This is a genomic window from Rhodococcus sp. NPDC003383 (assembly GCF_053589115.1).
This window is the reverse complement of the sequence record NZ_JBSFRG010000044.1, coordinates 1-24,401: the sequence shown is the minus strand read 5'-3', so window position 1 is coordinate 24,401 and position 24,401 is coordinate 1. Positions and strand designations below refer to the sequence as shown.

Below are 24,401 nucleotides of genomic sequence, written 5' to 3'. Positions count from 1 at the left end.
CGAATTACGCACCGATGCAGCACTTTCCAACGGTTCGCAGGACGGGGCCCGATGACCGTCGACGGCACCCCCTCGCCGCGCCCCTTTCATCGGCTCGACATCTCGGCGCCCGAGTTCTGGAAGAACGACTTCCGCACCCGGGACGACACGTTCGCGGCACTGCGCGCCGAGGAGGGCTTGAGCTGGCACCCACCTACCCCGTCGATCTTCCCGCACGCGGAGACCGGATTCTGGGCGGTCACGCGCCACAGCGACATCCAGTACGTCAGCCGCAATCACGAATTGTTCTGCTCAAGCCAGGGTGTGAGCATGGACCCGATGCCGGCCGAGATCCAGCGGGCGATGACCTTCTTCCTCGCCATGGATCCGCCCGAGCACACCCGGTACCGCCGTCTGATCAACATGGCCTTCACCCCGAGACAGATCCGGTTGATCGAGGACCAGATCCGAACCAGTGCCCGGGAGATCGTCGACGATCTGGTTGCCGATCTGGCGGCGAACGGCACGGTGGATTTCGCTGCGGAGTACTCACGCAGGATGCCGATGCGCACGATCTCCGACATGATCGGCGTCGCTCCCGAAGATCGCGAGAAGATCGCCGATGCGGTGGAGAGCCTGTTCGGGGCCAGCGACGAGGAGTATTCCTCCCTGGAGGAACGCGCGCCGCACCTGATGGCCCAGCTCGGCATCCTCGCCGGCGCCGGCACCGAACTGGCGGGTGCGCGTCGCGAGGATCCCCGCGACGATCTGATGACCAACATCGTGAACGCCGAGGTCGACGGCCACCGCCTGAGCGACGAGGAGATCGGCGCGTTCATGGTGTTGCTCGGTTCCGCGGGCAACGACACCACCAAGCAGGCGAGCAGTCACGCCCTCGCCGCGCTCGTCGCGCACCGCGAGCAGCGGGACTGGCTGCTCGCGGATTTCGATGCCCGTATCGACGGTGCCGTCGAAGAGTTCGTGCGCTGGTCGACTCCGGTCATCCACTTCGCCCGGCACGCGACGGAGGACACCGAGGTCGCGGGCACGAAGATCGGAGCCGGCGAGAAACTCGTGCTGTTCTACTGTTCCGGCAACCGCGACGAGTCGGTGTTCGACCGACCCCACGAGTTCGACATCACCCGAATCCCGAATCCGCACGTCGGCTTCGGCGCGCCGGGTCCGCACTCGTGCCTGGGCCGGCAGCTCGCGAAGATGGAACTGCGGCATCTGTTCCACGAACTGCTGACGCGGCTGCCGGACATCACCGTCGGCGAACCCGAGTACGTGCACAGCGATTTCGTGCACGGCATCAAGCGGATGCCGATCTCCCTGCGCTGACGGCCATCTCGATCGGTCCCCCGGAACGTCGGGCGGCGGTTCGGCTCAGGTGAAATCCGAGCCGCCGTCGACGTTCACGTTCGCCCCGGTCATGTACGAATTGCGCCGCGAGGCCAGAAACGCGACGACGGCACCGATCTCCTCGGGCCTACCGGCGCGCGGAAGTTGCGCGGCGTGGCCGTATTCGGTGTCGATGAGTTCCATCAACCGGTAGGGATCCTCCGACTCGACACCCACCGACGCGGCCCAGTCGACCAGAGCCGGGGTGACCACCGCTCCGGGTGAGACGACATTGACGAGAATCTCGTCGCGGGCGAGCAACAGCGACAGGTTCTTCGACGCGCTGGTCACCATCGCCTTGGCCGCCGTGTAGGCCGCGAGCGAAACACTCTGCCGCTGCGTCGACTGCGCGGAGAAGTTCACGATCCGGCCCCACTCGGCGCGCCGCAGCATCGGCAGGGCGGCGCGGGCGCAGCGGACCATCGACAGCACACCGTCGTCGACCGCCTCGTGCCACTGGTCGTCGGTCAGCATCTCGAAACTGCCCTGCACGTTCGGTCCGACCGCGTTGACCAGCACGTTGAGTTCGCCGTTCCATCGTCGATCCAGTTCCGCGAACACCGATGCGACACGCGCGGCATCGCGAACGTCGGCGACCAGGCCGAACGCCTCCGGACTACCGCGCTCGGTCAACTCCTGTGCGGCAGCGGTGACGGCGGCCTCCGATCGGCCGACGACGGCGACGCGCGCCCCTTCCTCGGCAAGACATCGAGCGGTGGCCAGGCCCATCCCGCGGCTGCCACCGACGACCACCGCTGCCGCGTCCGCTAGTCCGAGATCCACGACGTGCCGCCTCTCGTCCACCCCGCACAAATACCGACAATGTTACTGTATTGCTATCGGTAAGGATATCGGGATAGGCCGTCACCGGGCCGACCGTGCCCCCGTCGGTATCATTTACGGTGGCATGTACGGGTGGGTCGGCGGCATCGAGCCGGTCCGGCGGACGGGTGGCACTCCGGTGCGACACGACAGAGTTGGGAGTGTGACATGGCGAAACGGCCACGGCGCGAACGGGGTTCACTCAACCCTGACGACATTCTCGACGGCGCGTTCGAACTCGCGGAGGAAGTCTCGATCGACAACCTGAGCATGCCGATGCTCGGCAAGCACCTGGATGTCGGTGTCACCAGCATCTACTGGTACTTCCGCAAGAAGGACGACCTGCTCAGCGCGATGGCCGACCGGGCACTGCGCGAGTACGCCTACTCGATGCCGTTCGTCGAGGCCGCGAACTGGCGCGACACCTTGCGCAACCACGCACGGACCGTTCGGGAGACGTTCGTGAAGAACCCGATTCTGTGCGACCTCATCCTGATCCGATCCGCGTTGAGCCCCAAGGCCGCCCAGCTCGGCGCGAAGCAGACCGAGAGCGTCATCGCGAATCTCGTCGAGTCGGGGTTCACGCTCGAGGACGCGGTCGACGTCTACTCGGCGGTGCAGTTGCACGTCCACGGCATGATCGTGCTGCAGCGCCTGCAGGAGAAGAACCGGCAGTCCGAAGCTCCGTCGGGTGCGTACTACGAGCTCCTTCCGATCTCGAGCGAAACCACTCCGCTGCTCGCCGAGGCGAATGCGAAGGGAATCCAGAGCGGGGCGCCCAACGACCGGAACTTCGAGTACGGTCTCGACTGCATTCTCGACCAGGCCAGCCGCCTGCTCGAGGCCCGGCAGGCCGAGGGCACAACCCCGCAGTCGAAGAAGTCGCCCAGCGCAGCGGCCGTCACCAACTAGCCTCCGGGCCCCCTGACTCCGGTCACGTCCGACGAGCCACAGATCCACGGCAGCGAGGTGAGCTGCCGACATGCGGCCAGCCCTGGCTGTAGACGGTCCGTGATCGTTGATGCGGGTGGCGATTCCGCGCCCATAGGGTCGGCAAGATCGGGGTCGGCCCCGCCGGGAAAGGACGGAGTAGACCAGCTCCTCCCCTTCACCCCACGAGCAAAGATAGAGAGCACGCCCGATGACCACTACCAAGCAACTGATGCAGCAACTCGCGAACAACGAGATCAGCCTGGACAACGTCGCGGCAGAGTTGAGGGCCAAGTCCTTCCCCCGAGTCGAGAAGTCAAGCGGCCAAGCAGACGTCCCCGTCTACGACGACGACAGCCTGTTCTGGCTCGGACATGCGAATTTCGTGGGCGTCATCTCCGACGAGGAGTACAACATGCTCGTCCACAGCGCCGGATAGAACCGTCACCTACCGCAACGTACCGCTCGATCCGCCCGTCCGGTTCGCGATCCATGAGCAGCAACTGCGCCACGACTGCCGCCGCTGCGCCGGCGACATCCCGGCCGGGCCGGCGGCGTGGGAGGAGCGGATGATCCTGATGTCGACCCCATCTCGACGAAGCGCTGTACGAGCTGGAACAATCGACGGCCCCGCGCGGATCGTCATCAGCAACAGCGGTTTCCGGGCATTACCCGGAGCGTGATCGCGCCCGGCCGCGCGATCAGAGCAGGTCGACCCTGCTCACCAGCCAGCGTCCGTCCACATTGTCGAGCGTCATCACCACGCGGCTGCGATCGACCCGCGGTTCCGGGGTGGCGGTGTTGGTGATCGTCTGGTCGACGAAGAGCAGCACCACCGCCTCGTCGGCGGTCGCCGACCGCACCGCGGCGTCCACCACCGTGCCCGTGCTGCTGGCGTTGTTGTCCACCAGCATCTGCTTGAGCTGGCTGCTGGACCTCGAGTACATGTCGCGGAACTCCCCGGTCGCCCCGGCGAGGACGTCGGAGAAGTTCCGGTCGATGTCACCGGCCTGGATGCTGGTGAGGGTGACGGCGTAGTTCCTCGCGGTCTCGAGCGCCTCCGATGCGGCGCGGTCCACCGCCGCGTCGGAGTACATGCGCCAACCGGCGAACCCCGCTCCGGCACACACCGCGGCGGCGAGTACACCGGCGAGTACCCTGCGGATGGGGTGTGTCGTTGTCCCCGGGGCGGGTGTCGCGGTGTCCGGTTCGGAGACAACGGCTTTCCCCGGCTCGGATCGCTCGGCCGCGGCCGTCACGGTGTCCGGGTCGTCCTCCAGCAGGGGATCCTTCACGCTGCTCACGGTTACCTCCAGGTCGGGTTCAGTTGAAGTGGATCGGCGGCCCCGCGTACGGGGTCGGCAGGGTTTGCGGGCCCTGCGGAGTCGGGCTGGTGCGGCCCAGCGGATCGCTGCCCGGCGCCGGCTTGTCGGTGTCGTCTCCCGGGGGCCGCGGTGCCGCCGCCGCGCCGCGGGGAAGCAACTGCGGATCGGGGCAGTGCGTATTGAGGAACGGCTCGGGGAAGTCCGGGCGCGAGGGCGCCGACCGGGGCAGCGGATAGTCGCACGGCACCCTCGGGTAGACGTCGACCGCGCCCCAGATTCCGCCGTCCCGGAAGACGGTCCCGATCGACTGGAGTGTCGACCCGTCGCGCTGCTGCGGGAAAATGAACTCCTGCAACGCCGGCAGGCGCACGTTCACCATCTGCGTCACGGTGACCAGGTTGCCCAGCAGTTGCACCATGGTCGGCGAGTTGTCGGCGAACAGGGCGTCGATGCTGCGCACGGTCGCCGGGGTCTGCTCCAGCAGCTGCCGCAGGCCGCCGTCCATGGCGCTGACCCCGCGCAGGGTGCCGTCGAGATTCGCCGCGGTCGCGGCCAGGCCGGGTGCCGTCTCGGACAGGGTGGCCAGAACGACCTTGTCGGTCTGCAGGATTCCCAGGGTCTGCGGCAGCACCGCGTGCAGCGTGGACACCAGGAACGTTCCGCCGTGCACGATGTCGCGCAGTTTGTGGACTCCCTCGGGACCGGTCCCGAGTTCTTTCGTGATCACGGCCAGATCGTCGGGGTCGATCTGCGCCAGCATCGGCTCCATGTTCTCGAGCATCGTCGCCATCGGGACGGGGGTCGACGTGTTCGATTCGTCGACGACGGAACCGTCGGTGAGGTAGGGGCCGTCGTCGGTGGTGGGCTGGAAATCCAGGAACTGTTCGCCCGCCGGGGACAGGCTGGACACCCGCACCTGCCCGGTCGCCGGGATCGGCACGGCGGCGTCGATCACCGCGACCGCCCGGACGCCCGTGCCGTCGATATCCACCGACTCGACCCGGCCGACCGCCACCCCGCGCAACGTCACGTCCTGACCCGGCAGCAGACCACCGGACTGCGCGAGCCGGACGTCCACCCGGATCGTCGCCCTCGCCGGGTTGAGCTCCAACGTATTCAGGAACAGGTAGGCGACGCCACCGACGAGCAACGCGACCAGAGCCAGGACCGACAGCGCGGTCCGGTGTCGCCGGCCCCACCGCACCCCGGAGAGCAGCCCCCGCGCCGAGGCCTCGACGATGTCGCCCTGCGTGCTCATCGCGGACCCTCGAGCCGTTGCTGGAGGCGGAACATCGTCACCGCGAGCGACCCGGCGAAACGCTCCCAGTCCCCCGCGTCCGGGAGCCTCGATCCCGGGTCTGCGTGGTAGTTCGGGTCGTCGAACGCGCCGAGCGCGAACTGCGAAATCGACACGTCGACATGACCGGAGGTGCCGCTGGTGAGCTTGATGATCGGGCCGAGGATCCGGTTGACGTCCTCGATGCTGGCGCCCGGCGCCGTCGCCGCCGCGTTCAGCCATCCGGCGATCCGGTTGATGTCCTGCACCATCCCACCCGCACCTGTCCCGTTGATCGACGGGAACCGCTCCAATTGCTGGGTGATCCGGGTGAGCTGGTCGACCGTGCCGAGAATCGCCTGGGTGTTGTCGGCGACCACCCCGAGGGCCGGTCCGGCTGCGGCGAGCGCGGAGTCGATACTCTGCTGCCGCTCCACGACGGTGTCGGCGAGGGCGTTCGCCGAACCCAGCACCGCTTCGATCTCCGACGTCCGCGCCGACAGCGACGCGACCAGCGTGGTGGACTCGCGGACCAGCGCACCCAGTTCGTCGCCGCCGTCACCGACCGATTCACCGAGACCGTTGACGAGTTTCGTCAGATTCCGGATGGCACCGCCGTTGACCAGCATCGCCGCCGTCGAAAGCACCTCCTCGACCGTCGCGCCCGCGGACGTCGACTCCACCGGGATGGTGTCGCCGTCCTGCAACACCGCACCCCCGGGGTCGGCGGGCGGTTCCAGCGCGACGAAGACGTCTCCGAGCGGTGTCGCGGAACGCAATTCTGCCCGCGTGCCCTGGGGTAGCAGGGTTCCGTCCCGGAGTTGCATCCGCACCACCGCCAGGTAGTCACGGACCTCCATGTCCAGCACGAATCCGACGTCGGCGCCCTTCACCCGGACCTTCGCCTTCGCCGGCAGGTTCAGCGCGTTCCGGAAGATCGCGGTGACGACGAAGCCGTCGCCCCCTGTCCCGGGCGCGGGCAGCGGGAGCTGGCCGAGCCCCACCGAGCAGCCGGCGAGCGCCCAGCAGAGCACACAGACGACGGCCACCGCGATCGGCGACAGCCGTGACTGCCGTGCCGCAGGCACCCGTGACCGCCCAGCCGAGCGTCGAACCGTCCTCACGGGACCACCCCCGCCACGGTCGCCAGCATCGCGGTGATACCGAAGTCGGGTCCGAAGTCCTGCGGTTTGCCGGTCGCGCACCCCAATTCCTGAAGTCCGGCGAGATTGCAGACCTCCTTGAGCATCTGGTGGTCGAACAGAATCCGGTCGGCGAAGGTGTGCACGCGGACCACTCCGTTGGTGCGGTCGATCGCGTTGTACGCGTTGTCGAGCAGCAACGGGGCCACGTTCAGGAACTCCGACATCTCCCGCTCGTAGTCGCTCATCGCCCGAGTGAGGGTCTCGGTGCTGGCGACCGTGCCCTGAATGGGAATTCGGTTCTGTTCCAGCATTTCCTCTGTCCGGATGAGGATTTCGTTCAGTTTGGAACCGGTGTCGCCCTGACCGAGGGCCTCGTCGGCGAGCATGTCACTGAGCCGACGCAGGCTCCCGCCGAATTCCCGGATCGTGGCATCGTTGTCGGCGGCCGCCTGGGTGAGCGCGTTCAGGTTGTCGACGAGGGTGACGATCGAGTCCCGCGTGGCGCTCGGGTCCTCCCCCGTCCGGAGCGCGTCCGATAATCGGCTGAGGGCCTCGCGCATCGCCGGACCGTTCCCCTCCAGCGAATCGGCGGTGACCGCGAGCATCCCCCCGACCGGGCCGTCGCCGCCGTCGTCGCTGCCCAGTTCCCGCGACAGGGTGTCCACCATCGACAGCAGCCGGTCGAACTCGATCGGTGTTCGGGTGCGGTCCAACGGCAGGAAAGCGTTGTCCGACAACACCGGACCGCCGGTGTAGGCGGGCGATAGTTCGATGTGCCGATCGGTCAACACGGACGAGGACACCGCGACCGCCTGCACGTCGACCGGGACGGGGACCTCCGGATCGACCTCCATCGTGATATCGACCGCGGTGCCGCGCGGCTCGATGGTGACGATCCGGCCGACGGTGATTCCGAGCACGGTCACCTTGTTGCCCTCGTACAGTCCTGCGCCGCTCGCGAACTGGGCGACGATGGTGCGCTGCTTTTCGCCCGGCCACGCGGCCGCCGCCGCAACCACGACGAGCACGAGCATCAGCGCCGCCGTGAACCCGATCCGCCGGCGGTTCATCGGCATTCCTGGAAGTACGGGTTCGCTGCGAGTTCTTCGGCGCGCCCGCTCAGCGCGCACATCCAGGAGTCGACCAGGACGCCGGCCGGCCCGGTGAAGTCGACGTAGTTTCCGGACCCCGATGCGTTGGTGAAATTGCGCACCGGCAGGGGCGCCACCTCCAGGATGTTGCGGAGCAGGTCGTCGTGCCGGGCCAGCGATCCGAGCATGCTGTCGAGTTCGGCCATCAGTTCCTGGATCTCGGGGCTGTCGTCGACGACGGTCCGGTGCAGCTCGTCGATCAGGGTGGTCGTCGCGGCGAACATGCCGATCACCGACTCCCGGCGCCGGTCGAGTTCCGACATAAGATCGCGGCCCTGCACCATCAGGGACCCGATGTTCGACTGCTGCGTCCGGATCACCGACGTGATCCGCTCGGTGCCGCTGATCAGGTCGCCGATCTGCGTGCGCCGGGCGGCGACGATCTCCGCGAGGGTGCCGGCGTTGGCGATCGCCTGGGGCACCACCTCGGGTGCCCCCTCCAGCTGGCCGGTCAGTGTGGTCATCGCGTCGGCGACCTCCGCGGCGTCGACCTGCTCGAAGGTGCTGGTCGCCCCTTCGATCGTCTCCTGCAGATCGTAGGGAACTTCGGTGTGGTCCAGTGGAATTCGCCGGTCCTCGAAGGTGCCGGACCCTCCCGGCGTGAGCGCGACGTAGCGCGAGCCGAGCAGCGTGGTGAGTTTGATCGACGCCCGCGTGTCGGCACCGAGCGCGACGTCCCGGTCGATCTTCATCGTCACGTTCACCCGGTCACCGGCGAGTTCGGCGCCGGTGACCTCTCCGACCGCGACGCCCGCCACGGTCACCTGGTCGCCCACACGGATCTCGGCGGCCTGCGCGAACTCGGCCACGATCTCACGGCGTCCGGGATCGATTGAACTGACCCCGACGATCGCCAGGACGACCACGACGAGGGCGACGACCCCGGCGATTCCGAGCCGCAGCGAATCCCACTCCTCGACCGGTTTCCTCGTCATCGTGTGCACCCCCGTCCTCATGGCTGACAGATCGGCGAGTACTGGGCCTTGCCGCCCGGCGTGGAGTCGGCGACCACCTGCGGAACCAACGGCACCAGGAACGGAGCGAACCCGAGTGGGTTGAGATCGCACACGTAGGCGCCGAGGAAGCTGCCCTCCTGACTGATCCGGGCGAGGCCCTTGAGCAGCAACGGCGCGTTGGCGCCCAGGTATTCGAAGTCTTCCTTCCCCGCGTTGAAATGGGAGGAGAACCCCGGCTCCCGGTCCAGGAACTCGGTGACCTCGGGCCGGGTGGCCGCGGCGATCTCGGCGACCCGGTTCCCGACCCGAGTGATGGTCTCCGCGGACGTGACCAGGTCGCTCCTGCGGGACGCGAGCTCGGTGAAGATCACCTGGGAGCGGGTGATAACGTCCTGAAGATCTCCGGACTGCCGGGACAGCCCGGTCAGCGCGGTCCCGAGTTGGGTGATCAGATCCCCGAGAACCTCGTCCGGGCCGGCGATCGACTCGGCGAGGGCCGAGGTCTGCGCGAGCAGCCGCGTGATCGATCCCGCGTCGCCGCCGAGGGCACCGACGAGCGCTTCGGAGAGGTCGTTGACGCTGTCCGGATCGAGGACGCTGAACAGCGGTTCGAATCCGTTGAGCAACAGTGAGATGTCGAAGGACGGTTCGGTGTGGTCGACGGGGATCTCGGCGCCCGGTTCCAGCGGCGTCGGCGTGCCGAAGTCGCCGAGCGACAGCGCCAGATAGCGCTGGCCGATGAGGTTCTGATAGGTCACCGCGGCCCGGGTGTCGCCGCTGAGCGTGTGGTCACGGTCCACCTGGAAACGTACTCGGGCGAGATTGCCGTCGAGATCGATCGAGTCGACGCGGCCGACGCGGACCCCGGCGACCCGGACGTCGTCGCCGGAACGCAACCCGGATACATCCGTGAACACGGCGGAGTAGGTGTGGGTCGAGCCGCTCATCCCGCGGCGCAACGTGTTCAGGATCGTCCAGGTGAGGACGACGGAGGCCACCAGGAACAGCGAGAGCCAGATGATCGAGCGCCGGTAGCTCATCGTCCTCCCTCCGCGACAGGGACCGGATCCCCGGCTCCCGCCGGCACGGGGACGGTGTCCACGCTCACGTTCATCCCGCGCAGCAGAGGTCCGAGAATCAGCGAGGCCGCCGTGGTCGCCTGTTCACCGAGCAGTTCCCGCAGGGCCTCCATCTCGGCGGGGCCGCCGACCGGGCCGACGTTGCCGCCCGACAGAGCCGCGGGTGGCCGGAAGTTGCGCGGGTCCAGGCTCGCCGGCAGCACCGGCTGCGCACTGCCGGCCGGTGCCGGCCACGTGCACGACGGACCGGCGAGGTCGCCGTAGCGGGGGCAGTCCGCGGGGCCGAAGACCTTGTGCGGCGTCAGCGTCCACACGAAGTGTCCGGTGCCGCGCTGGCGGGCAGGGTCCCAGAATTCGGTCGAGAACCGGCGCGATACGACCGCGATGTCGGTGGCGATCCCGGGGAAGGCCGCGCCGCCCGCGGCGAGCAGGTCCAGCACCGGGGCCAGCTGACCGGTGATGGTGATCATCCGGTCGGCATTGTTGCCGAGTGCCCGTTCGGTGGTTCCCATCGTGTACTGGCCGGCTGCGAGCAGGTCGGTGAGTGCGGCCTGTTTCTCGGCGACGGTCAGCATCGGCACGGCCGAGTGATGGACGGCGTCGAGCAGTTCGGGTGCGGATTCCTGGAGTCCCCGCAGCGCGGTGGCCAGGTCGACCAGCTGGGACCGGTCCGAACCGTCGTCGACGGCGGCATTGAGCGCGGTGGTCATGTCGACGAGTTGCCCCCCGGCGTCGCGGATCTCCTGCCCGCGGTTCTCGGTCGCCGATGCGAGCGCGGTCAGCACGCCGACGGTGGCGTCGCGGCGGTCCCGCCCGACCGCCGCGACGATGTCCCGCATCTTCGTCAGGGCCGTCTGCAGTTCGACGGTCGGCCGGCTCGTGTCGGCGGGGATCACCGCACCGTCGGTGAGCGGGGCCCCGGCACCGTTGTCGACCAGCTGGACCGACGAAACCGCGAACACGTTGCTCGGGACCACCCGCGCGGTCACGGTGTCGGGAATGCCCTGCGCATCATGGGGTTCGAGCAGAATCGACACCTCGTTCGGCCGGCCGTCGCGGCCCGGTTCGACGCCGGTGACGATACCGACGACGAGACCACGGAACTTCACGTCCGATTTCGCGGGGATACCGTCTCCGACGTCGGGAAGCAGTGCGGTGACGGCTACCCGGTCGTCGAGCGACCCCGTCGAGCGCAGCAGCAGGACGGCGACGACCGCCGCGATGACGACGAGACCGACGAGACCGCGGATCAGCAGAATGCGGTCGGTCGGCGCACCGGCCTCGGATTCCAGCGAGATCGTCCGCATCCTCAGCCCCCCAGCTTCGAACCGGCCGAGACTCCCCAGAAGGCCAGCGTGAGAAGCAGATTGACGATGATCATCACGCTGATCCCGGAGCGCATCGCACGTCCCACGGCCACCCCGACGCCCTGCGGGCCACCCCGGGCGTAATAGCCGTAATAGCACTGGATCGTGGAGGTGATGGTCACGAACACCACCACCTTGATCACCGAATACACGATGTCCGGTCCGGCCATGACCAGGTGAAAGTAGTGCTGGTAGGTGCCGATGGACACGCCGCCGGCGAGCGCGACGACCAGCTGCACGACGACGTAGGTGAGCACCAGGCAGCACACGAACAGCGGGATGACGGCGATCATCGACGCCAGCAGACGCGTGGTGACGAGGTACGGAATCGGTCTGATGGCCAGCGATTCCATGGCGTCGATCTCCTCCGAGATGCGCATGGCACCGAGCTGGGCCGTGAACCGACAGCCGGCCTGCGCCGCGAAGGCCAGCGCCGCCATGATCGGTGCGAGTTCGCGGGTCGCCGCGGTGGCGGAGACGAGCCCGGTCGCCTGGCCGAGACCGAGCAGGCGCAGCGCGTTGTAACCCTCGATCCCGACGATCGCCCCGGCGCTGGCACCGAGCACCAGGATGACGCCGGCCGTGCCACCGCCGACCACCAGGGACCCGTTCCCCCAGGTCACGTCGGACAGCAGGCGCAGGAACTCGCGGTGGTAGTGCCGGAGCATCGCAGGCAGACCTGCCACGGCGCGGCAGAAGAACGACAACAGGTGCCCGATCATCCGGATCGGTCGCGTGATCGCCCCGTACGCAACCGCGAGCGGGCGCACGCCCGGGGGGTGGTAGGCCGACGGCGATGCCATCAGAACGACGCCCTCGGGAACGCGATGACGTAGAGCTGGGTGAACAGCACGTTGACGACCATCAGCAACATGATCGACCCGACCACGGTGGAGTTCACCGAGTTCGCGACCCCCGCCGGACCACCGTGGGTCGACAGTCCCTTCTGGCATGCGACGGTCGCCACGATCGCACCGAACACGATCGCCTTGACCATCGTCAGCACCAGGTCGCCGACGGTGGCGAACGACGCGAACGTGGCGACGAAACTGCCCGGCGCACCGTCCTGGACGTAGACGTTGAACAGGTAACCGGCGAGGAAGCCGATGAAGGTGATCGTTCCGGTGAGCGCGGTGCCCACGACGACCGCGGCCGCCAGGCGCGGGACCACCAGCCGCCGGACGGGCGAGACACCCATCACCTTCATCGCGTCGACCTCCTCGCGGATGGTCCGAGATCCCAGATCGGCGCAGATCGCGGCACCGACGGTGGCGGCCATCATCAACGCGGTCACCAGCGGCGCGCCCTGCCGGATCACGGCGAGACCGCTCGCGGCACCGGCGAGGGAGGTGGCACCCACCTGCCCGGCGAGCAATCCGAACTGAATCGACAGGGTGACGCCGATCGGGATGGCGACGAAGAAGCTCGGCAACAGCGCGGTTTTCGCCATGAACACCGCTTCGCGGACGAAGTACTCGAAGGGGAACCGGCCACGCACGAGGTCCACGACGAGATACCGCATCGCCTCGATACCCAGCTTGATCTGTTCCCCGACGGTAACGAGCGACCGGCCGAGATGCCGGTCGAGGTATCCCCTCGACCAGTCGGTGATCTCGTCGACCGCACCCCCTGTCGTGTCCACGTGATCCCCTGCCCCGCCTGGAATCTCGTCTTCAGTCACCTCAACCCCGTCCGGTTGCGACGAACAGACATCCGATCAGCGATCCGCGCGATCCCCCACGCCTGTGCGGACCGTCGAGTCATTCATATAACCCAATTTACTGTATTGCTTCGGCCATGTTCCGCACTTTGGCCGAATCGACTCCACTCTGATCCGGCTCCCGCAGAAGGCACTCGTCCAGAGCACAGAGATGACGGTCGGCGTACCGAAGTTTCGGTACACCAACCACCATAAGTGGTGTTACCGAAGGACATTCGACTTCGACCGCCGGTCACCGCGTGAGGAGCATGCATCCGGCGATCGGTCCTCCCCCGACGGACACCGCCGCCACCTCGGGTGGACGGGGCACCTGCCGGTCCCCCGCCGTGCCGCGCAGTTGAGCACACGCCTCGTGCAGCACCCAGTAGCCGTGCATCCGCCCGGCGGACAGCTGACCCCCGTAGGTGTTGAGCGGTAGCGATCCGTCGCGCGCGATGCGGGTACCTCCGTCCACGAAGTCGCCACCGCCGCCCTCCGGGCACAGCCCCAGCGCTTCGAGCCAGGTGATCGTGAGAAACGTGAATCCGTCGTACAGTTCCGCGATGTCGACGTCGGCCCGGGTTAGTTCGGTCCGGCTCCACAGCCGCGCCGCGGCATCCGTGGCGGCCATCCGGGGATAGTCGGGCCGCTGGGTCCATCCCCCGGTTCCGGCGGCCCCGCCGATCGCTGCGATGCGGACCGGTGGGTGCGGCATGCCGGCGGCGTGATCGCGGTGGGAGACGACCACCGCGATCGACCCGTCGACGGGCACATCGCAGTCGAGCAGCCCGAACGGCGTCGAGACCGGCCGGGCCGCGAGATAATCGGCCATCGTGATCTCGTCCCGGAACACCGCCGACGGATTGAGTGCCGCGTTGCGGCGCGCGTTGATCGCGACCCATCCCAGATGCTCTCGGGTCGTGCCGTACTCGTGCATGTGCCGACGGCAGTGGAGCGCCAGCCAATTGGCCGCGGAGAACGCGTTGGCCGCCAACAGGTACGACACATCGCCCATGGCCGGGCCCGGACCACGACGGGGCCGCCCACCGCCCTTCCCGCCACCGGACCGGCGCGGTCGATCGACCGTGCCTCCCATCATCTGCACGGTCCGATAGACGAGGACGTGCCGGGCCCGGCGCTCCCCGACCGCGACCGCGGCCTGCTGCACCGGGGCGAGCAGCCCCGCATCACCGTCCAGTGCCGGAAGGTCCGGCGATTCGATGCCCAGAGCGCGGGCAGCCTCGGCCGCCGGAGTGTCCCCCAGTGTCAGGACCGTGTCGATGTCCGCGGGCGTCAGGCCTGCATCCGCGACCGCCGCCGATGCACTCTGCACGGTGAGATCGAGTCCCGGTGTGCCCGTTTTCCTTCCGATGTCGGAGATGCCGATCCCCGAGATGATCGCGTTCTGCTCAGGAAAGTGCATCGGAGCCTCCGTTCGGATGCGGCCGGGTGGGGGTCGCGGATACTGTGAAGCGATGCAGGAGCTCTCGACCCCGCAGGTCCGCCCGTATGTTCCGACGCCCACCTCCGTCGACCGGCCCTTCTGGACCGGCGGCGCCGATTCCGTTCTGCGCCTGCCGTTCTGCGAGAGCTGTGCGCGCTGGTTCTTTCCGCCGGCGGCCACCTGCCCGGACTGCAACGAGCCGGCGGGGATTCGCGACACGTCCGGCGCCGGGGTGGTCTACACGTTCACCGTCAACGTCCAACGGTTTCACCCCGAGGTGGCGGTCCCGTACGTGATCGCCCTCGTCGAACTCGACGACCAGGCCGGGCTTCGTATCCCCGCCGGCATCGTCGGGTGTCCGCCGGAGTCCGTGGAGATCGGCATGCCGGTGACCGTCGCGTTCGAGGAGGTCGCGGGGACGCATGAGGACAAGGACCGGGTGTACGTGCCCGTGTTCGCGCCCTCGACCCCCGGTGGTCACTAGCCCACCGACGGATCGCGGGTCGGGATCGGCTCCCCGTTGTCGACGGGTCCGGTCCCGTGGGTGATGGGTGGCCAGGTGCGGTCGTAGAGGGCGCCGGACGCGGTCCGCATCAGGTAGTCGTCCCGTTGGACGCCCTTCCACATCTGGGCGACGTAGTCCAGGACCGGGATTTCCCCGTCGATCGTCCGCCGGGCCAGAGCAGCACGCCCATCCTCGACGGAGGCCGGCATTTCGCCGAGCAACTTCGTCAGTTCCGCGATCTCGTCGCGGTCCAGCACCCCACCGACCCGGTCGCATTCCTTCAGGTACTTGACCAGCCGCGCCGCACCCTTGGTCCAGCGGGCGGCCAGCGGGTCACCGGCCTGTCCGGCCGCCGCGCGCAGCACCGCCAAGGTGGCGTCGAAGACGTGGCCGTTGCCGGGACCGTCCGGTTCCGGATGGAACTCGGTACGCTCCATGTCGATTCCCACCGCGTGACCGAGCGCCTCGATGAGCAGGCGCCGGTGCAGCATCCCGTAGATCAGGCTGTTGCCCGCGTCCGGGGAACCCACCGCGACGGAACCTCGACGGTCGTCGGCGCCGTCGTGGAAGGTCGCGAGCTTCGCCTCCGCCAGCAGCCGGTAGTACCAGATCTTCGGTTCGTCGATCCGGTGGCCGGACAGCGCCTCGTACTCCGCGAGCCGATCCGGGAAGCTGGTGAACGGGTCCTGCGCGGCCCGCAGCGACAGCCACGCGATGTCGTCCATCGGGTCACCGAAGTGGGCGAGTTCCCAGTCCACGATCGCGGTGACTCGGCCGTCGCGGTACATGAAGTTGCCGGGACCGGTGTCACCCTGCACCAGCACCACCGGGCCGTCGTCGTCGGGCATGTTGCGTTCGAGCCAGTCGACACAGAACGACAGCAGCGGCATCGGGCCCTTCTTGCGAGCCATGCGCCGCCGGATCCCGGCGAGTTCGTCGGCGAGGTGCTCGCGGACCGATCGAACCGGCCCGAGCGAGTCGATCACCAGATTCCGGGGATCGATCCGGTGGATCGCTGCGAGATGACGGATGAAATCTCGCGCCACTGCCACCTGCTCGTCGGGGTCACCGATCAGATAGAACCAGGTCTCCCCGTCGATCCTCCGGAGGAGAACCGCCTGCAGGGTCGGGTGCACGGCGACCACGGCGGGCACGCACGCACCGGCGTCCGACAGCGCACGCATGATCTCCGCTTCCACCTGTAGCGGATGGAACGCGCTGTCGGGCTGCGGTGGTCGCGGATCGTAGCGGAGGAACAGGGCACCGTCGGGCACCCCGTGGGCGTCCACGAACCACGCCTGCCTGCTGGCGCCACCGGGGACCTGCTTCGCGGTGATCTCGTCCGCGCCGGTAACGGACAGCAGCCACGCGCGTAATTCCGCGGGCAGGCCCTGCATTTCCACCGTCATTCCTTCCCCCTCGTCATGCCCGGCCCACGGACTCAGCCGACCCGCATGGGTAGGGCTTTCAGCCCGCGCAGCGACAGTGTCGCCTTGTATCGCAGGTCGGTGTCGGCGGCGGTCACCTCGAGCCGGTCGAACCGGTTCAGCAGCGTCTGCAGCGCGATGCGGCCTTCCAGGCGCGCGAGGTGGTGCCCCAGGCAGTAGTGCGCCCCGAATGCGAACGACATGTGCTTGTTGGGGGTGCGGGTCAGGTCCAGCGACTCCGGGTCGTCGTAGCATTCCCGGTCCCGGTTGGCGGAGATGATCATCCCGATCACCTGGCTGCCCTGTGGAATTCGGGTGCCGGCGAATTCCACGTCCTCCACGGCGATCCGTGGTGCCGCACACGCGACCGGCGTGGTGTACCGGAGCAGTTCCTCGATCGCGGTGGGCCACAACGACTCGTCCTCGCGCAGCAACTGCAGTTGCTCGGGGTGACGGGCGAGCGCGAGCATGCTGCTGCCGATCAGGTTCGAGGTCGTGTCGTGCCCTGCCAGCAGCAGGAGGAAGATCATGCCCAGAACCTCGCGTTCGGTGAGCCGGTCGCCGTCCTCTCGCGCCTCCACGATCGCTGAGATCAACCCGTCGTCCGGGTGGGCGCGTGCGTCGTCGGCAAGGTGCTGGATGAAGGCGAGCAGCTTGTTCGCCGCCGGCATCCGCATGATCATCCCGATCGGGCCGGTGCCGGAGTCCTCGGTCACCTTGCCGACGAGGTGGTGGAAGCGCTCACGGTCGGCATCGCCGACGCCGAGCATGCCGGAGATGACCCGCAGCGGAAGTTGCACCGCGAAGTCCTCGACCAGATCGATGTCCTTCTTGCGGGCCAGTTCGTCGGCGAGTTCGTCCGCGATCTCGGTGATCTGCTCGGCCATCCCGGCCACCAGCTTCGGGGTGAACGCCTTGTGCACCAGTGTCCGGAGCCGCTTGTGTTCGGGATCGTCCTTGAACACCATCGTTTCGCCGAGCAGCTTGAGGGTTTGAGGCAGTATCCAGTTGAGCCAGGACGCGCCCCCGTACTTCGCCGTGTCGGTGGAGAACCGGCTGTCGCAATGCAGTGCGAGTACGTCGGCGTGGCGGGTCACCATGTAGCCGGTTCCACGCACCATCATCGGGGCCTTGACCCGCGAAACAGGTTCGTGCTCACGCAGATACGCGTAACGCGGGTACGGGTTGTAGTACATCACCGGGTCCGCCAGGTTGGTCACGGACATCGGAGCGGCCGCGGTTCGCGTCATCGAAGCACCTTTCGTTCGTGTCCGGCAGGACGGTCGCAGACCGCTCGAGACCACCGTGAGCGCGGCGCGCAGGACGACCACCGGCACCCGCTGGTTCTCCGGCGAAGGTTCTCCATGTGTCCCCCTGCTCGCGTCGATATCCCGATTCCGCGCGCCAACAGTAAACTGATTTGTATGATTTCTACCACAGGCTCACAGGGAAGTGAACCGCATCACGCAACTACAGGAGGGCATTCGTGAGCATCGACATCACCACCTCGGACCTGGCAACGATCGAGTTCGAGGTGGCCGATGACCACGTAGCCACGATCACACTCGACCGGCCGGACGCCCTCAACGCCGTCGACGACCGGATGGCGGCCGAAATCGAGTGGGCGTGGCGGACGATCCGCGACGACGACTCGATCCACGCGGTGGTGCTGCAGGCCAACGGCGACCGCGCCTTCTGCACCGGCGCAGACGTCAAATCCGCGTCCTGGTTCGCCAAGTCGAACGTGTGGAACACCTTCGACCCGGGCATGACCCTCTCCCCCAAACTCCATCACCGGGTCTGGAAGCCCGTGGTCACGGCCGTGCACGGCATGGCCGCCGGTGGCGCCCAGTACTTCCTCAACGAGTCGGACATCATCCTGGCGTCCGACGACGCGGTGTTCTTCGACCCCCACGCCAACGGCGGCATCGTCTCCGCCCTCGAACCCATCGGAATGCTTGCCCGCGGAGTCCCGCTGGGCGACGTCCTTCGGTGGGCGCTCATGGGCACCGAGGAACGCATCACCGCGGACACCGCGCTACGGCTGGGCCTGGTCACCGAGGTGGTCGAGCGGGATCGGTTGCGCAGCCGCGCGCGGGAAATCGCGGCGTCGATCGCGGCGCGCAATCCCGTGGCAGTGCAGGGGACGGTGCGCGCGATCTGGGAGTCGCTCGACATGACCCGCAGCACCGCGCTGCAGAACGGGATGGCGTACACCCACATCGGCAACCCGCCGGTGGCCGAGCGGCGTGCGACGCCGCGCCGGAACGATCCCCCGACCTACCGGTGATCCGGCGTCGCCGGGTACTCGTGCACCGACAACCGACAGACCTGATCCGGACAAGCTCGGAACTCGCGGCAGGAATCGAGACGGAGGCTCATGTGGAACACCCCTGGGATCGGCGACTCGGGTTCTGGTGGATCGCGGAGGATCACCCGGACCAACCGGCGATCGTGGCATCGCCCAGCGGGCAGACCATGTCCTTCGGCGAGCTCGCCGCGGCCGCGCACCGTCTGGTCCACGCGCTGCGGGCGCACGGCATCGGCACCGGAGACATCGTGGCGTACGCGCTGCCCAACGGTGTGGAGCCGATCATCTGGCAGCTCGCCGCGCTGGAGACCGGCATCCGGTACCTCGCGCTCAACCCCGCGCTCTCGCACACCGAGTTCACCGACATCCTGACCCATTCCGGCGCGACCGCCGTCGCGGCGCACCCGGACTACGCGGACCGGATGGGCAGTGTGAACGACATCCCCACCATCCGGCTGGCCGTGGCCGTCGGCGGAGACATCCCGGGGTTCGTGCGGTACGACGATCTGATCGCCGGACAGCCGGACACCGTGCCGGCGGACCGCACACTGGGCGGCGCGATCATCTACTCGTCGGGAACCACCGGCAAGCCGAAGGCAATCCTCCGGCCGCTGCCGCCGCTGGAGCCGTCGGCAGCGGCCAATGCGATGTCCACCTTCGGGCGCGCGTTCACCTTCCTCCCCTTCGACGGCGTCCACCTGGTCTCCACCGGAATGAATCACGGTGGCTGCCAGAGCTTCTACCTCGGCGCACTGAATGTCGGGCAGGCACTGGCAATCGGGGGCAAGTTCGATCCCGAGGCCACGCTGCGGATGATCGACGAGTACCGGGTGACGACCGCGTACATGGTGCCCACCCAGTTCGTCCGCTTGCTGAGGCTCCCCGACGAGATCCGCGCCGGGTACGACCACTCGAGCCTGAAGGTGGTCGTGCACTCCGCCGCTCCGTGCCCTCTCGACGTGAAGCGGCAGATGCTCGATTGGTGGGGCCCGGTCATCTGGGAGACCTACGGCGGCATGGAGGGCGCCGCCACCATCGCCAAACCGCACCGCTGGCTCGAGAAGCCGGGCACCGTCGGGCGTGCGGTGGCGGGGATGACGGTGCGCATCCTCGGCGACGACGGGACCGAGCTACCGGCCGGCGAGATCGGGAACGTCTACCTCGAGCCGCGGACACCGAGTTTCGAGTACCGCGGCGACCCGGTGGCGACCCGCTCCGCCCACCGGGGCAAGGCCTTCACGATCGGCGACGTCGGCTACCTCGACGAGGACGGCTACCTGTTCATCTGCGACCGTGCGAAGGACATGATCATCAGCGGCGGCGTGAACATCTATCCCGCCGAGGTCGAGGGCATCCTCTCCACGCACCCGGCCGTGGCGGACGCCGCGGTGATCGGCGTCCCGGACCCGGAGTGGGGCGAACAGGTCAAGGCGCTCGTTCAGCTCGCCGCACCCGCGGCACCCACGGATGAGCTGGCCGACGAGCTGATCGCCTGGTGCCGCACCCGCCTTGCCGGATACAAGTGCCCTCGAAGTGTCGAGTTCCGAATGTCCCTGCCCCGGACGGAGACCGGGAAACTGCTCAAACGCACTCTCCGCGAGGAGTTCTGGGCTTCGAGCGGCCGCCAGGTTTGATCCGACCCACCGAGAGAAGGAAGCACCTGTATGAGTGACTCCCGAACATGCGTCGCGGCACCCGCCTCCCCGACCGGTGCCGTCGCCCGCCCGAGCGGCGTCCACACGCAGGGGTTCCGGTGACGGCCGAACACAGTGCCGCCTCGACGGCGCGGTCGCACTCGGTGGCCGCGTCCGGCACCCTGGCGGCAACGGTCGCCGAGGCCCTGACCCTCACCTCGACCGGACCCGACACCTTCGTCGCGGCGAGGGCCGGGGCCGACGATCCCCGCGGACTCTACGGAGGCCGGCTCACCGCGCAGGCGCTGCGCGCCGCGTCCCACACCGTTCCCGACGAGCGACTGGCGCACTCACTGCACAGCTATTTCCTCGCTCCCGGCGACGCCACCAAGCCGATCACGTACACCGTCGGACGGGAGCGCGACGGGGGCCGCTTCTCGGTCCGGCGGGTCGTCGCCAGCCAGGAGGGAGTACCGATCCTGAACCTGGAGGCGTCGTTCCAGCAGATCCAGCCGGGCGCCGACTACCAGGCCGAGGCGATGCCCGACACCACTCCGCCGGAGGCGTTGCCGACGGTTCGTCAGGACCCGCGGATGCTCGACCTGGACGTCCGCATCCCCCATGACGACGAGGCCTATCACCGCTGGCCGACGCGGCTGTGGGTCCGCATCAAGACATCGCTGGGCGACGACGCGAACCTCCGCGCCTGCGGGCTGGTCTTCGTCTCCGACATGTGCACCGGGCTGTCGAAAGCCCCGCTGGTCAAGCACGTCGGCATCCTGCCGAGCATCGATCACAGCGTGTGGATCCACCGTGGCTGCGATCCGAACCGGTGGCTGCTGCTCGATCTGGCCCCGGAGTCGACCTCGCAGGGGCGCGGCATGTACACCGGGCGCATCTACGACGAGAACCGGGTGCTCGTCGCGAACCTCGCGCAGGAGTCGCTGTTCCGGCTCCGCAACTCACACGGGCGCCCCGGACCGTCGCGGACCTGACCTCACGGGTGGCTTCGACACCGGAACACCCCTGGATTCGGGTCCGGATCGGCGCCGTGGCGATGCGCCGGGACCGAGGAACGAACGCCGCCGGCGTCAGTGTCGGCCGGGCAGGTCGACCTCGTCGACCGTCTTGTCGGCGCGTAGTCCCCGCCAGCTCGGATGCCGCAGGCTCCCGCCCGCGTACTCCCGGTACTCGACCTCCCCCACCAACGTCGGCTCCACCCAATGGACTCCGTGAGTCTCCCGCTTCGGCGGTGCGACGGACAGCGGGCTGGTGGATCGCTCCAACGGACGCAACCGGGACCGCAACTCCCGGCGGGTCGCGGCAGTGAACCCGGTGCCGACGCGACCGATGAACACCAACCGACCCTCGTCGTCGTGCGCCCCGAGCAGCAGCGAGCCGATACCTCCGGCCGCTTTGCCCGCTCCGGGTACTGGTAGGCCGAAATATGAGAACTTGTCGAAAAGCTACGCATGAGGTGGGATTTGCAGCCGCAGATGCCGGGAGTGCATACCGGGGCAGCAGGATCCGCGGTGCGTTGAATGCGAACCGATTCAGTCAGGTGGTGCGGATGAAAGTCGACCACGAAGGGCACAGATGTCGGCCACGGCCGAGATCGCTTGACTCCCACTGCGTTGGTCCACTTCGTATCTCCCCGCTGATTCGCATTCGAAAGCAGTGAAGGCTTCCTATTGAAGGGGTGGGTTGGGTGGTTGGCATATGGGCGCGGCAAGCAGCGTGCTTACTGGTGTCGCGCAGCAGTAGCTGCTTAGCGGCCTTCGCATAGAGTGTGACGCCTGCGAGCAACTCGACATCGTTCCGGAACGGAATCGACGGTTCATTGTTGCTCGAGAAGAACAGCCTGCCCAGAGTCAGACGGCGGCCTCTGTCTCATCGAATCGGGCACGGTTCTCCTGGATCTCGTCATGATGGGTGCCAGCCCAGTCGATCAGGGTCGTGATCGCGATGAGCAGGGTCTCACCCAGATCGGTCAGCGCGTACTCCACCCTCGGAGGCACCTCCGGATAGGCGGTTCTGGTGACGAGCCCGTCACGCCGCAACTGGCGCAGGGTGTGCGTGAGCATGCGCTGGGAGACACCGGGAATCGAGCGCAGCAAGTCGGTGTATCGAAGGGGCCCAGCGTGCAGCGAACCGACAACGAGCACCGCCCACTTGTTGCCCGCTCGATCGATGATCTGCCGGATGGTCTCCCCTTGCTCCGCCGGCCAGCGGGAGCACGGCCCGGGGAGGGCCGCGGTCCGCCCGGTGCTCGGTTCGGGTTCCATGACGAACGTGATCCTTCCGGTTCCGCACACGCGTGTGCCTTTTGTATCGACTTCGATACTGCCCCATCATGGGGTCACACACCATTGGTAAGAAGCCAGGTCAGGTCCGTGGTACCCGCGGCCCGACGTCTGACAGAGCCCGCACGGTGGATATCGTCGCCGCGGGCACAGGGAAGGAAGACCATGTTCATGCGCGCCGCAACCGTTTCCCGCTTCGGTGGACCCGAGGCGGTCGAAATCACCGAGGTTTCGATGCCTGCACCCGGCCCCGGCCAGGTGCGAATCAAGGTCGGTGCGGCTGCGCTGAATCCTGTGGACGCTGCCATGCGCGCGGGGGTGTTCGGCGGAGGGGAACGGATCGGTCTGGGCTGGGATGTCGCCGGCACGATCGAGGCCCTCGGTACGGGGGTCGACCGGAAGGTCGGGGACCGCGTCATCGGCCTGGCCGCGGGGCACCGCGAGCCGCTGGGCACCCACGCCGACTACGTCGTGCTCGACGCGGAAGCCGTCGCCCCCGCCCCGACCTCTCTGGACGACGTGCATGCCGCGGTGCTGCCCCTCAACTCGCTGTCCGCCGCGCAGGCGCTGGACATGATGGCGTTGCGGGCCGGGCAGCACCTGCTCGTCACGGGCGCGGCCGGCGCGGTTGGTGGGCACGCGGTGGAGCTGGCACACCGGCACGGACTGAAGGTCACCGCGTTCGCCTCCGCCGGCGACGAGCCGTTCCTGCTTTCCCGTGGAGCCGACCGTGTCCTTACCCGCGGGGCGACCCTGGAAGCGGCCGGTTTCGACGGGGTGCTCGACGCTGCTGGTTTGGGGCATGGGGCGATCGTCACGGTCCGCGACGGCGGCTCCTACCTCGGTCTGTGGCCGGGGCGGGAACCCGAGGCGGAGCGCGGTGTCCGAGTCGAAGTTCTGGACGTGCGGGCCGACGGTGTCCAGCTCGCCGAACTCTCCCGACTTGCGGACCGAGGGGTGCTCGTGGCCCGCGTCTCAGGGACCTACCCGCTTGAGCGGGCAGCAGCGGCCCACGTAAAGCTGGCCGAAGGTGGCCTGCGCGGACGGATCGTCCTGATCCCCTGACGATCACTCGCGCCGAACGGGCCTGTTCCTGTCGATGGCCATCGCGGAAACTCGACCGCGACGGTCCGATTACCGTCGCCGCCGAGCCTCAGAATCGCCAGTGCGCGGATTTCGGTTTTTCCTGCATTCCACAGTCGACGCCTGCGAACAGGTTGACGTACAGCTGTTCGATCGATTTGTCGCAACTGCTCGTCTCGCCGAGACAGGTAGGGGAGAAGCGTCTTTCGGGGCTGCACCGCTATTGGCGGGCATCTCCGACACACCCAGCTTCTGGCCAAAGCGCGATGGTGTGTCCCGCCAATATTCGCTGCATCTCGACAGCGGTGGGTTGTGTGAACTATTGGGATAGGCGGATGCCGGCAGCGTCGACCATGCCGGTGTCGCCGGTGCGTCGAAGTCTCACTCGCGGAGGAGCGCAAGGGTGGGCGACCCGACGACGAGCGCTTGGTGCGAGCGCGACGATGTCGGGTTCGGCTGGTAGCTGCACGTGATAGCGCTCATTGATCCTGCTCAGTCCCGCTTACCGAAAGTGCTCACCCGTGTGGCTCCGCCGATGAGGGCGGGTCTCCTTCGATGCTGGTG

23 protein-coding genes are annotated in these 24,401 nt (G+C 67.9%); 8 read left to right on the top strand and 15 right to left on the bottom strand.

Features of this window, described 5'->3' with window-relative positions; translation table 11 throughout:
* The first annotated feature begins 51 nt into the window (after positions 1-51).
* Positions 52-1,320, top strand: coding sequence for a cytochrome P450 (locus ACWDTS_RS26180; RefSeq protein ID WP_450110699.1), 1,269 nt, complete (start codon positions 52-54; stop codon positions 1,318-1,320).
* 45 nt (positions 1,321-1,365) lie between these two features.
* On the opposite strand, the gene ACWDTS_RS26175 is transcribed toward ACWDTS_RS26180, so the two are convergent.
* Positions 1,366-2,163, bottom strand: a complete 798-nt coding sequence (locus ACWDTS_RS26175) for an SDR family NAD(P)-dependent oxidoreductase (RefSeq protein ID WP_450119322.1) — start codon at positions 2,161-2,163, stop codon at positions 1,366-1,368.
* 207 nt (positions 2,164-2,370) lie between these two features.
* Here ACWDTS_RS26175 and ACWDTS_RS26170 point away from each other — a divergent pair, with 207 nt between their 5' ends.
* Both ACWDTS_RS26170 and ACWDTS_RS26165 read left to right on the top strand, forming a co-directional pair.
* A complete protein-coding gene (locus ACWDTS_RS26170; RefSeq protein WP_450119321.1) occupies positions 2,371-3,114 on the top strand; it encodes a TetR/AcrR family transcriptional regulator in 744 nt (247 codons plus the stop codon).
* A 229-nt stretch (positions 3,115-3,343) separates the two neighbouring features.
* A complete protein-coding gene (locus tag ACWDTS_RS26165) occupies positions 3,344-3,571 on the top strand; it encodes a hypothetical protein (protein WP_450110696.1) in 228 nt (75 codons plus the stop codon).
* Between the two features lie 262 nt (positions 3,572-3,833).
* Here ACWDTS_RS26165 and ACWDTS_RS26160 read toward each other — a convergent pair whose 3' ends face one another.
* From ACWDTS_RS26160 to ACWDTS_RS26115, 10 genes are all read right to left on the bottom strand, one after another.
* A complete protein-coding gene (locus ACWDTS_RS26160) occupies positions 3,834-4,436 on the bottom strand; it encodes a hypothetical protein (RefSeq protein WP_450110695.1) in 603 nt (200 codons plus the stop codon).
* A gap of 19 nt (positions 4,437-4,455) precedes the next feature.
* Positions 4,456-5,715: an MlaD family protein gene (locus ACWDTS_RS26155; RefSeq protein ID WP_450110694.1), complete on the bottom strand. Its 1,260-nt coding sequence runs from the start codon at positions 5,713-5,715 to the stop codon at positions 4,456-4,458.
* Positions 5,712-6,821: an MCE family protein gene (locus ACWDTS_RS26150; RefSeq protein WP_307846510.1), complete on the bottom strand. Its 1,110-nt coding sequence runs from the start codon at positions 6,819-6,821 to the stop codon at positions 5,712-5,714. Before ACWDTS_RS26150 ends, ACWDTS_RS26155 begins: the two co-directional genes overlap by 4 nt.
* Positions 6,822-6,853: 32 nt before the next feature.
* A complete protein-coding gene (locus tag ACWDTS_RS26145; protein WP_450119320.1) occupies positions 6,854-7,948 on the bottom strand; it encodes an MCE family protein in 1,095 nt (364 codons plus the stop codon).
* Entirely contained in the window at positions 7,945-8,964 is a 1,020-nt protein-coding gene (locus tag ACWDTS_RS26140; protein WP_197255744.1) for an MCE family protein, read from the bottom strand. The genes ACWDTS_RS26145 and ACWDTS_RS26140 overlap by 4 nt, the downstream gene beginning before the upstream one ends.
* Positions 8,965-8,981: 17 nt before the next feature.
* Positions 8,982-10,025, bottom strand: a complete 1,044-nt coding sequence (locus ACWDTS_RS26135; RefSeq protein ID WP_450119319.1) for an MlaD family protein — start codon at positions 10,023-10,025, stop codon at positions 8,982-8,984.
* A complete protein-coding gene (locus ACWDTS_RS26130; RefSeq protein WP_450119318.1) occupies positions 10,022-11,371 on the bottom strand; it encodes an MlaD family protein in 1,350 nt (449 codons plus the stop codon). Before ACWDTS_RS26130 ends, ACWDTS_RS26135 begins: the two co-directional genes overlap by 4 nt.
* 2 nt (positions 11,372-11,373) lie before the next feature.
* The gene (locus ACWDTS_RS26125; RefSeq protein WP_197255752.1) at positions 11,374-12,234 is read right to left on the bottom strand and encodes an ABC transporter permease; all 861 of its coding nucleotides are present in this window, start codon (positions 12,232-12,234) and stop codon (positions 11,374-11,376) included.
* A complete protein-coding gene (locus ACWDTS_RS26120; RefSeq protein WP_248674407.1) occupies positions 12,234-13,073 on the bottom strand; it encodes an MlaE family ABC transporter permease in 840 nt (279 codons plus the stop codon). Before ACWDTS_RS26120 ends, ACWDTS_RS26125 begins: the two co-directional genes overlap by 1 nt.
* A 310-nt stretch (positions 13,074-13,383) precedes the next feature.
* Positions 13,384-14,553, bottom strand: coding sequence for a thiolase family protein (locus ACWDTS_RS26115; protein WP_450119317.1), 1,170 nt, complete (start codon positions 14,551-14,553; stop codon positions 13,384-13,386).
* Between the two features lie 52 nt (positions 14,554-14,605).
* Here ACWDTS_RS26115 and ACWDTS_RS26110 point away from each other — a divergent pair, with 52 nt between their 5' ends.
* Positions 14,606-15,058 (top strand): Zn-ribbon domain-containing OB-fold protein, encoded by a 453-nt coding sequence (locus ACWDTS_RS26110; RefSeq protein WP_450119316.1) that lies wholly within the window; start codon positions 14,606-14,608, stop codon positions 15,056-15,058.
* Here ACWDTS_RS26110 and ACWDTS_RS26105 read toward each other — a convergent pair.
* A complete protein-coding gene (locus ACWDTS_RS26105) occupies positions 15,055-16,488 on the bottom strand; it encodes a phosphotransferase family protein (RefSeq protein ID WP_450119315.1) in 1,434 nt (477 codons plus the stop codon). The two genes, ACWDTS_RS26110 and ACWDTS_RS26105, sit on opposite strands and share 4 nt — an antisense overlap.
* Positions 16,489-16,520: 32 nt before the next feature.
* Positions 16,521-17,756, bottom strand: coding sequence for a cytochrome P450 family protein (locus tag ACWDTS_RS26100; RefSeq protein WP_450119314.1), 1,236 nt, complete (start codon positions 17,754-17,756; stop codon positions 16,521-16,523).
* A 236-nt stretch (positions 17,757-17,992) separates the two neighbouring features.
* On the opposite strand from ACWDTS_RS26100, the gene ACWDTS_RS26095 reads away from it, so the two are divergent.
* The 3 genes from ACWDTS_RS26095 to ACWDTS_RS26085 all read left to right on the top strand — a co-directional run bounded on the left by ACWDTS_RS26095 (position 17,993) and on the right by ACWDTS_RS26085 (position 21,446).
* A complete protein-coding gene (locus ACWDTS_RS26095) occupies positions 17,993-18,796 on the top strand; it encodes an enoyl-CoA hydratase/isomerase family protein (protein WP_450119313.1) in 804 nt (267 codons plus the stop codon).
* Between the two features lie 92 nt (positions 18,797-18,888).
* Positions 18,889-20,451 (top strand): AMP-binding protein, encoded by a 1,563-nt coding sequence (locus ACWDTS_RS26090; protein WP_450119312.1) that lies wholly within the window; start codon positions 18,889-18,891, stop codon positions 20,449-20,451.
* Positions 20,452-20,570: 119 nt separating this feature from the next.
* Complete coding sequence (locus ACWDTS_RS26085) at positions 20,571-21,446, top strand: acyl-CoA thioesterase (RefSeq protein ID WP_197255768.1); 876 nt, start codon at positions 20,571-20,573, stop codon at positions 21,444-21,446.
* 96 nt (positions 21,447-21,542) lie between these two features.
* Here the strand turns inward: ACWDTS_RS26085 and ACWDTS_RS26080 are convergent, their stop codons facing one another.
* Both ACWDTS_RS26080 and ACWDTS_RS26075 read right to left on the bottom strand, forming a co-directional pair.
* The gene (locus ACWDTS_RS26080; RefSeq protein ID WP_450119330.1) at positions 21,543-21,854 is read right to left on the bottom strand and encodes an ATP dependent DNA ligase; all 312 of its coding nucleotides are present in this window, start codon (positions 21,852-21,854) and stop codon (positions 21,543-21,545) included.
* A gap of 468 nt (positions 21,855-22,322) precedes the next feature.
* On the bottom strand, positions 22,323-22,736 hold the full coding sequence (locus tag ACWDTS_RS26075; RefSeq protein WP_129976805.1) for a winged helix-turn-helix transcriptional regulator: 414 nt from the start codon (positions 22,734-22,736) through the stop codon (positions 22,323-22,325).
* A gap of 189 nt (positions 22,737-22,925) precedes the next feature.
* Here ACWDTS_RS26075 and ACWDTS_RS26070 point away from each other — a divergent pair, with 189 nt between their 5' ends.
* The gene (locus tag ACWDTS_RS26070) at positions 22,926-23,819 is read left to right on the top strand and encodes an NADP-dependent oxidoreductase (protein ID WP_129976806.1); all 894 of its coding nucleotides are present in this window, start codon (positions 22,926-22,928) and stop codon (positions 23,817-23,819) included.
* The last annotated feature ends 582 nt before the right edge of the window (positions 23,820-24,401 follow it).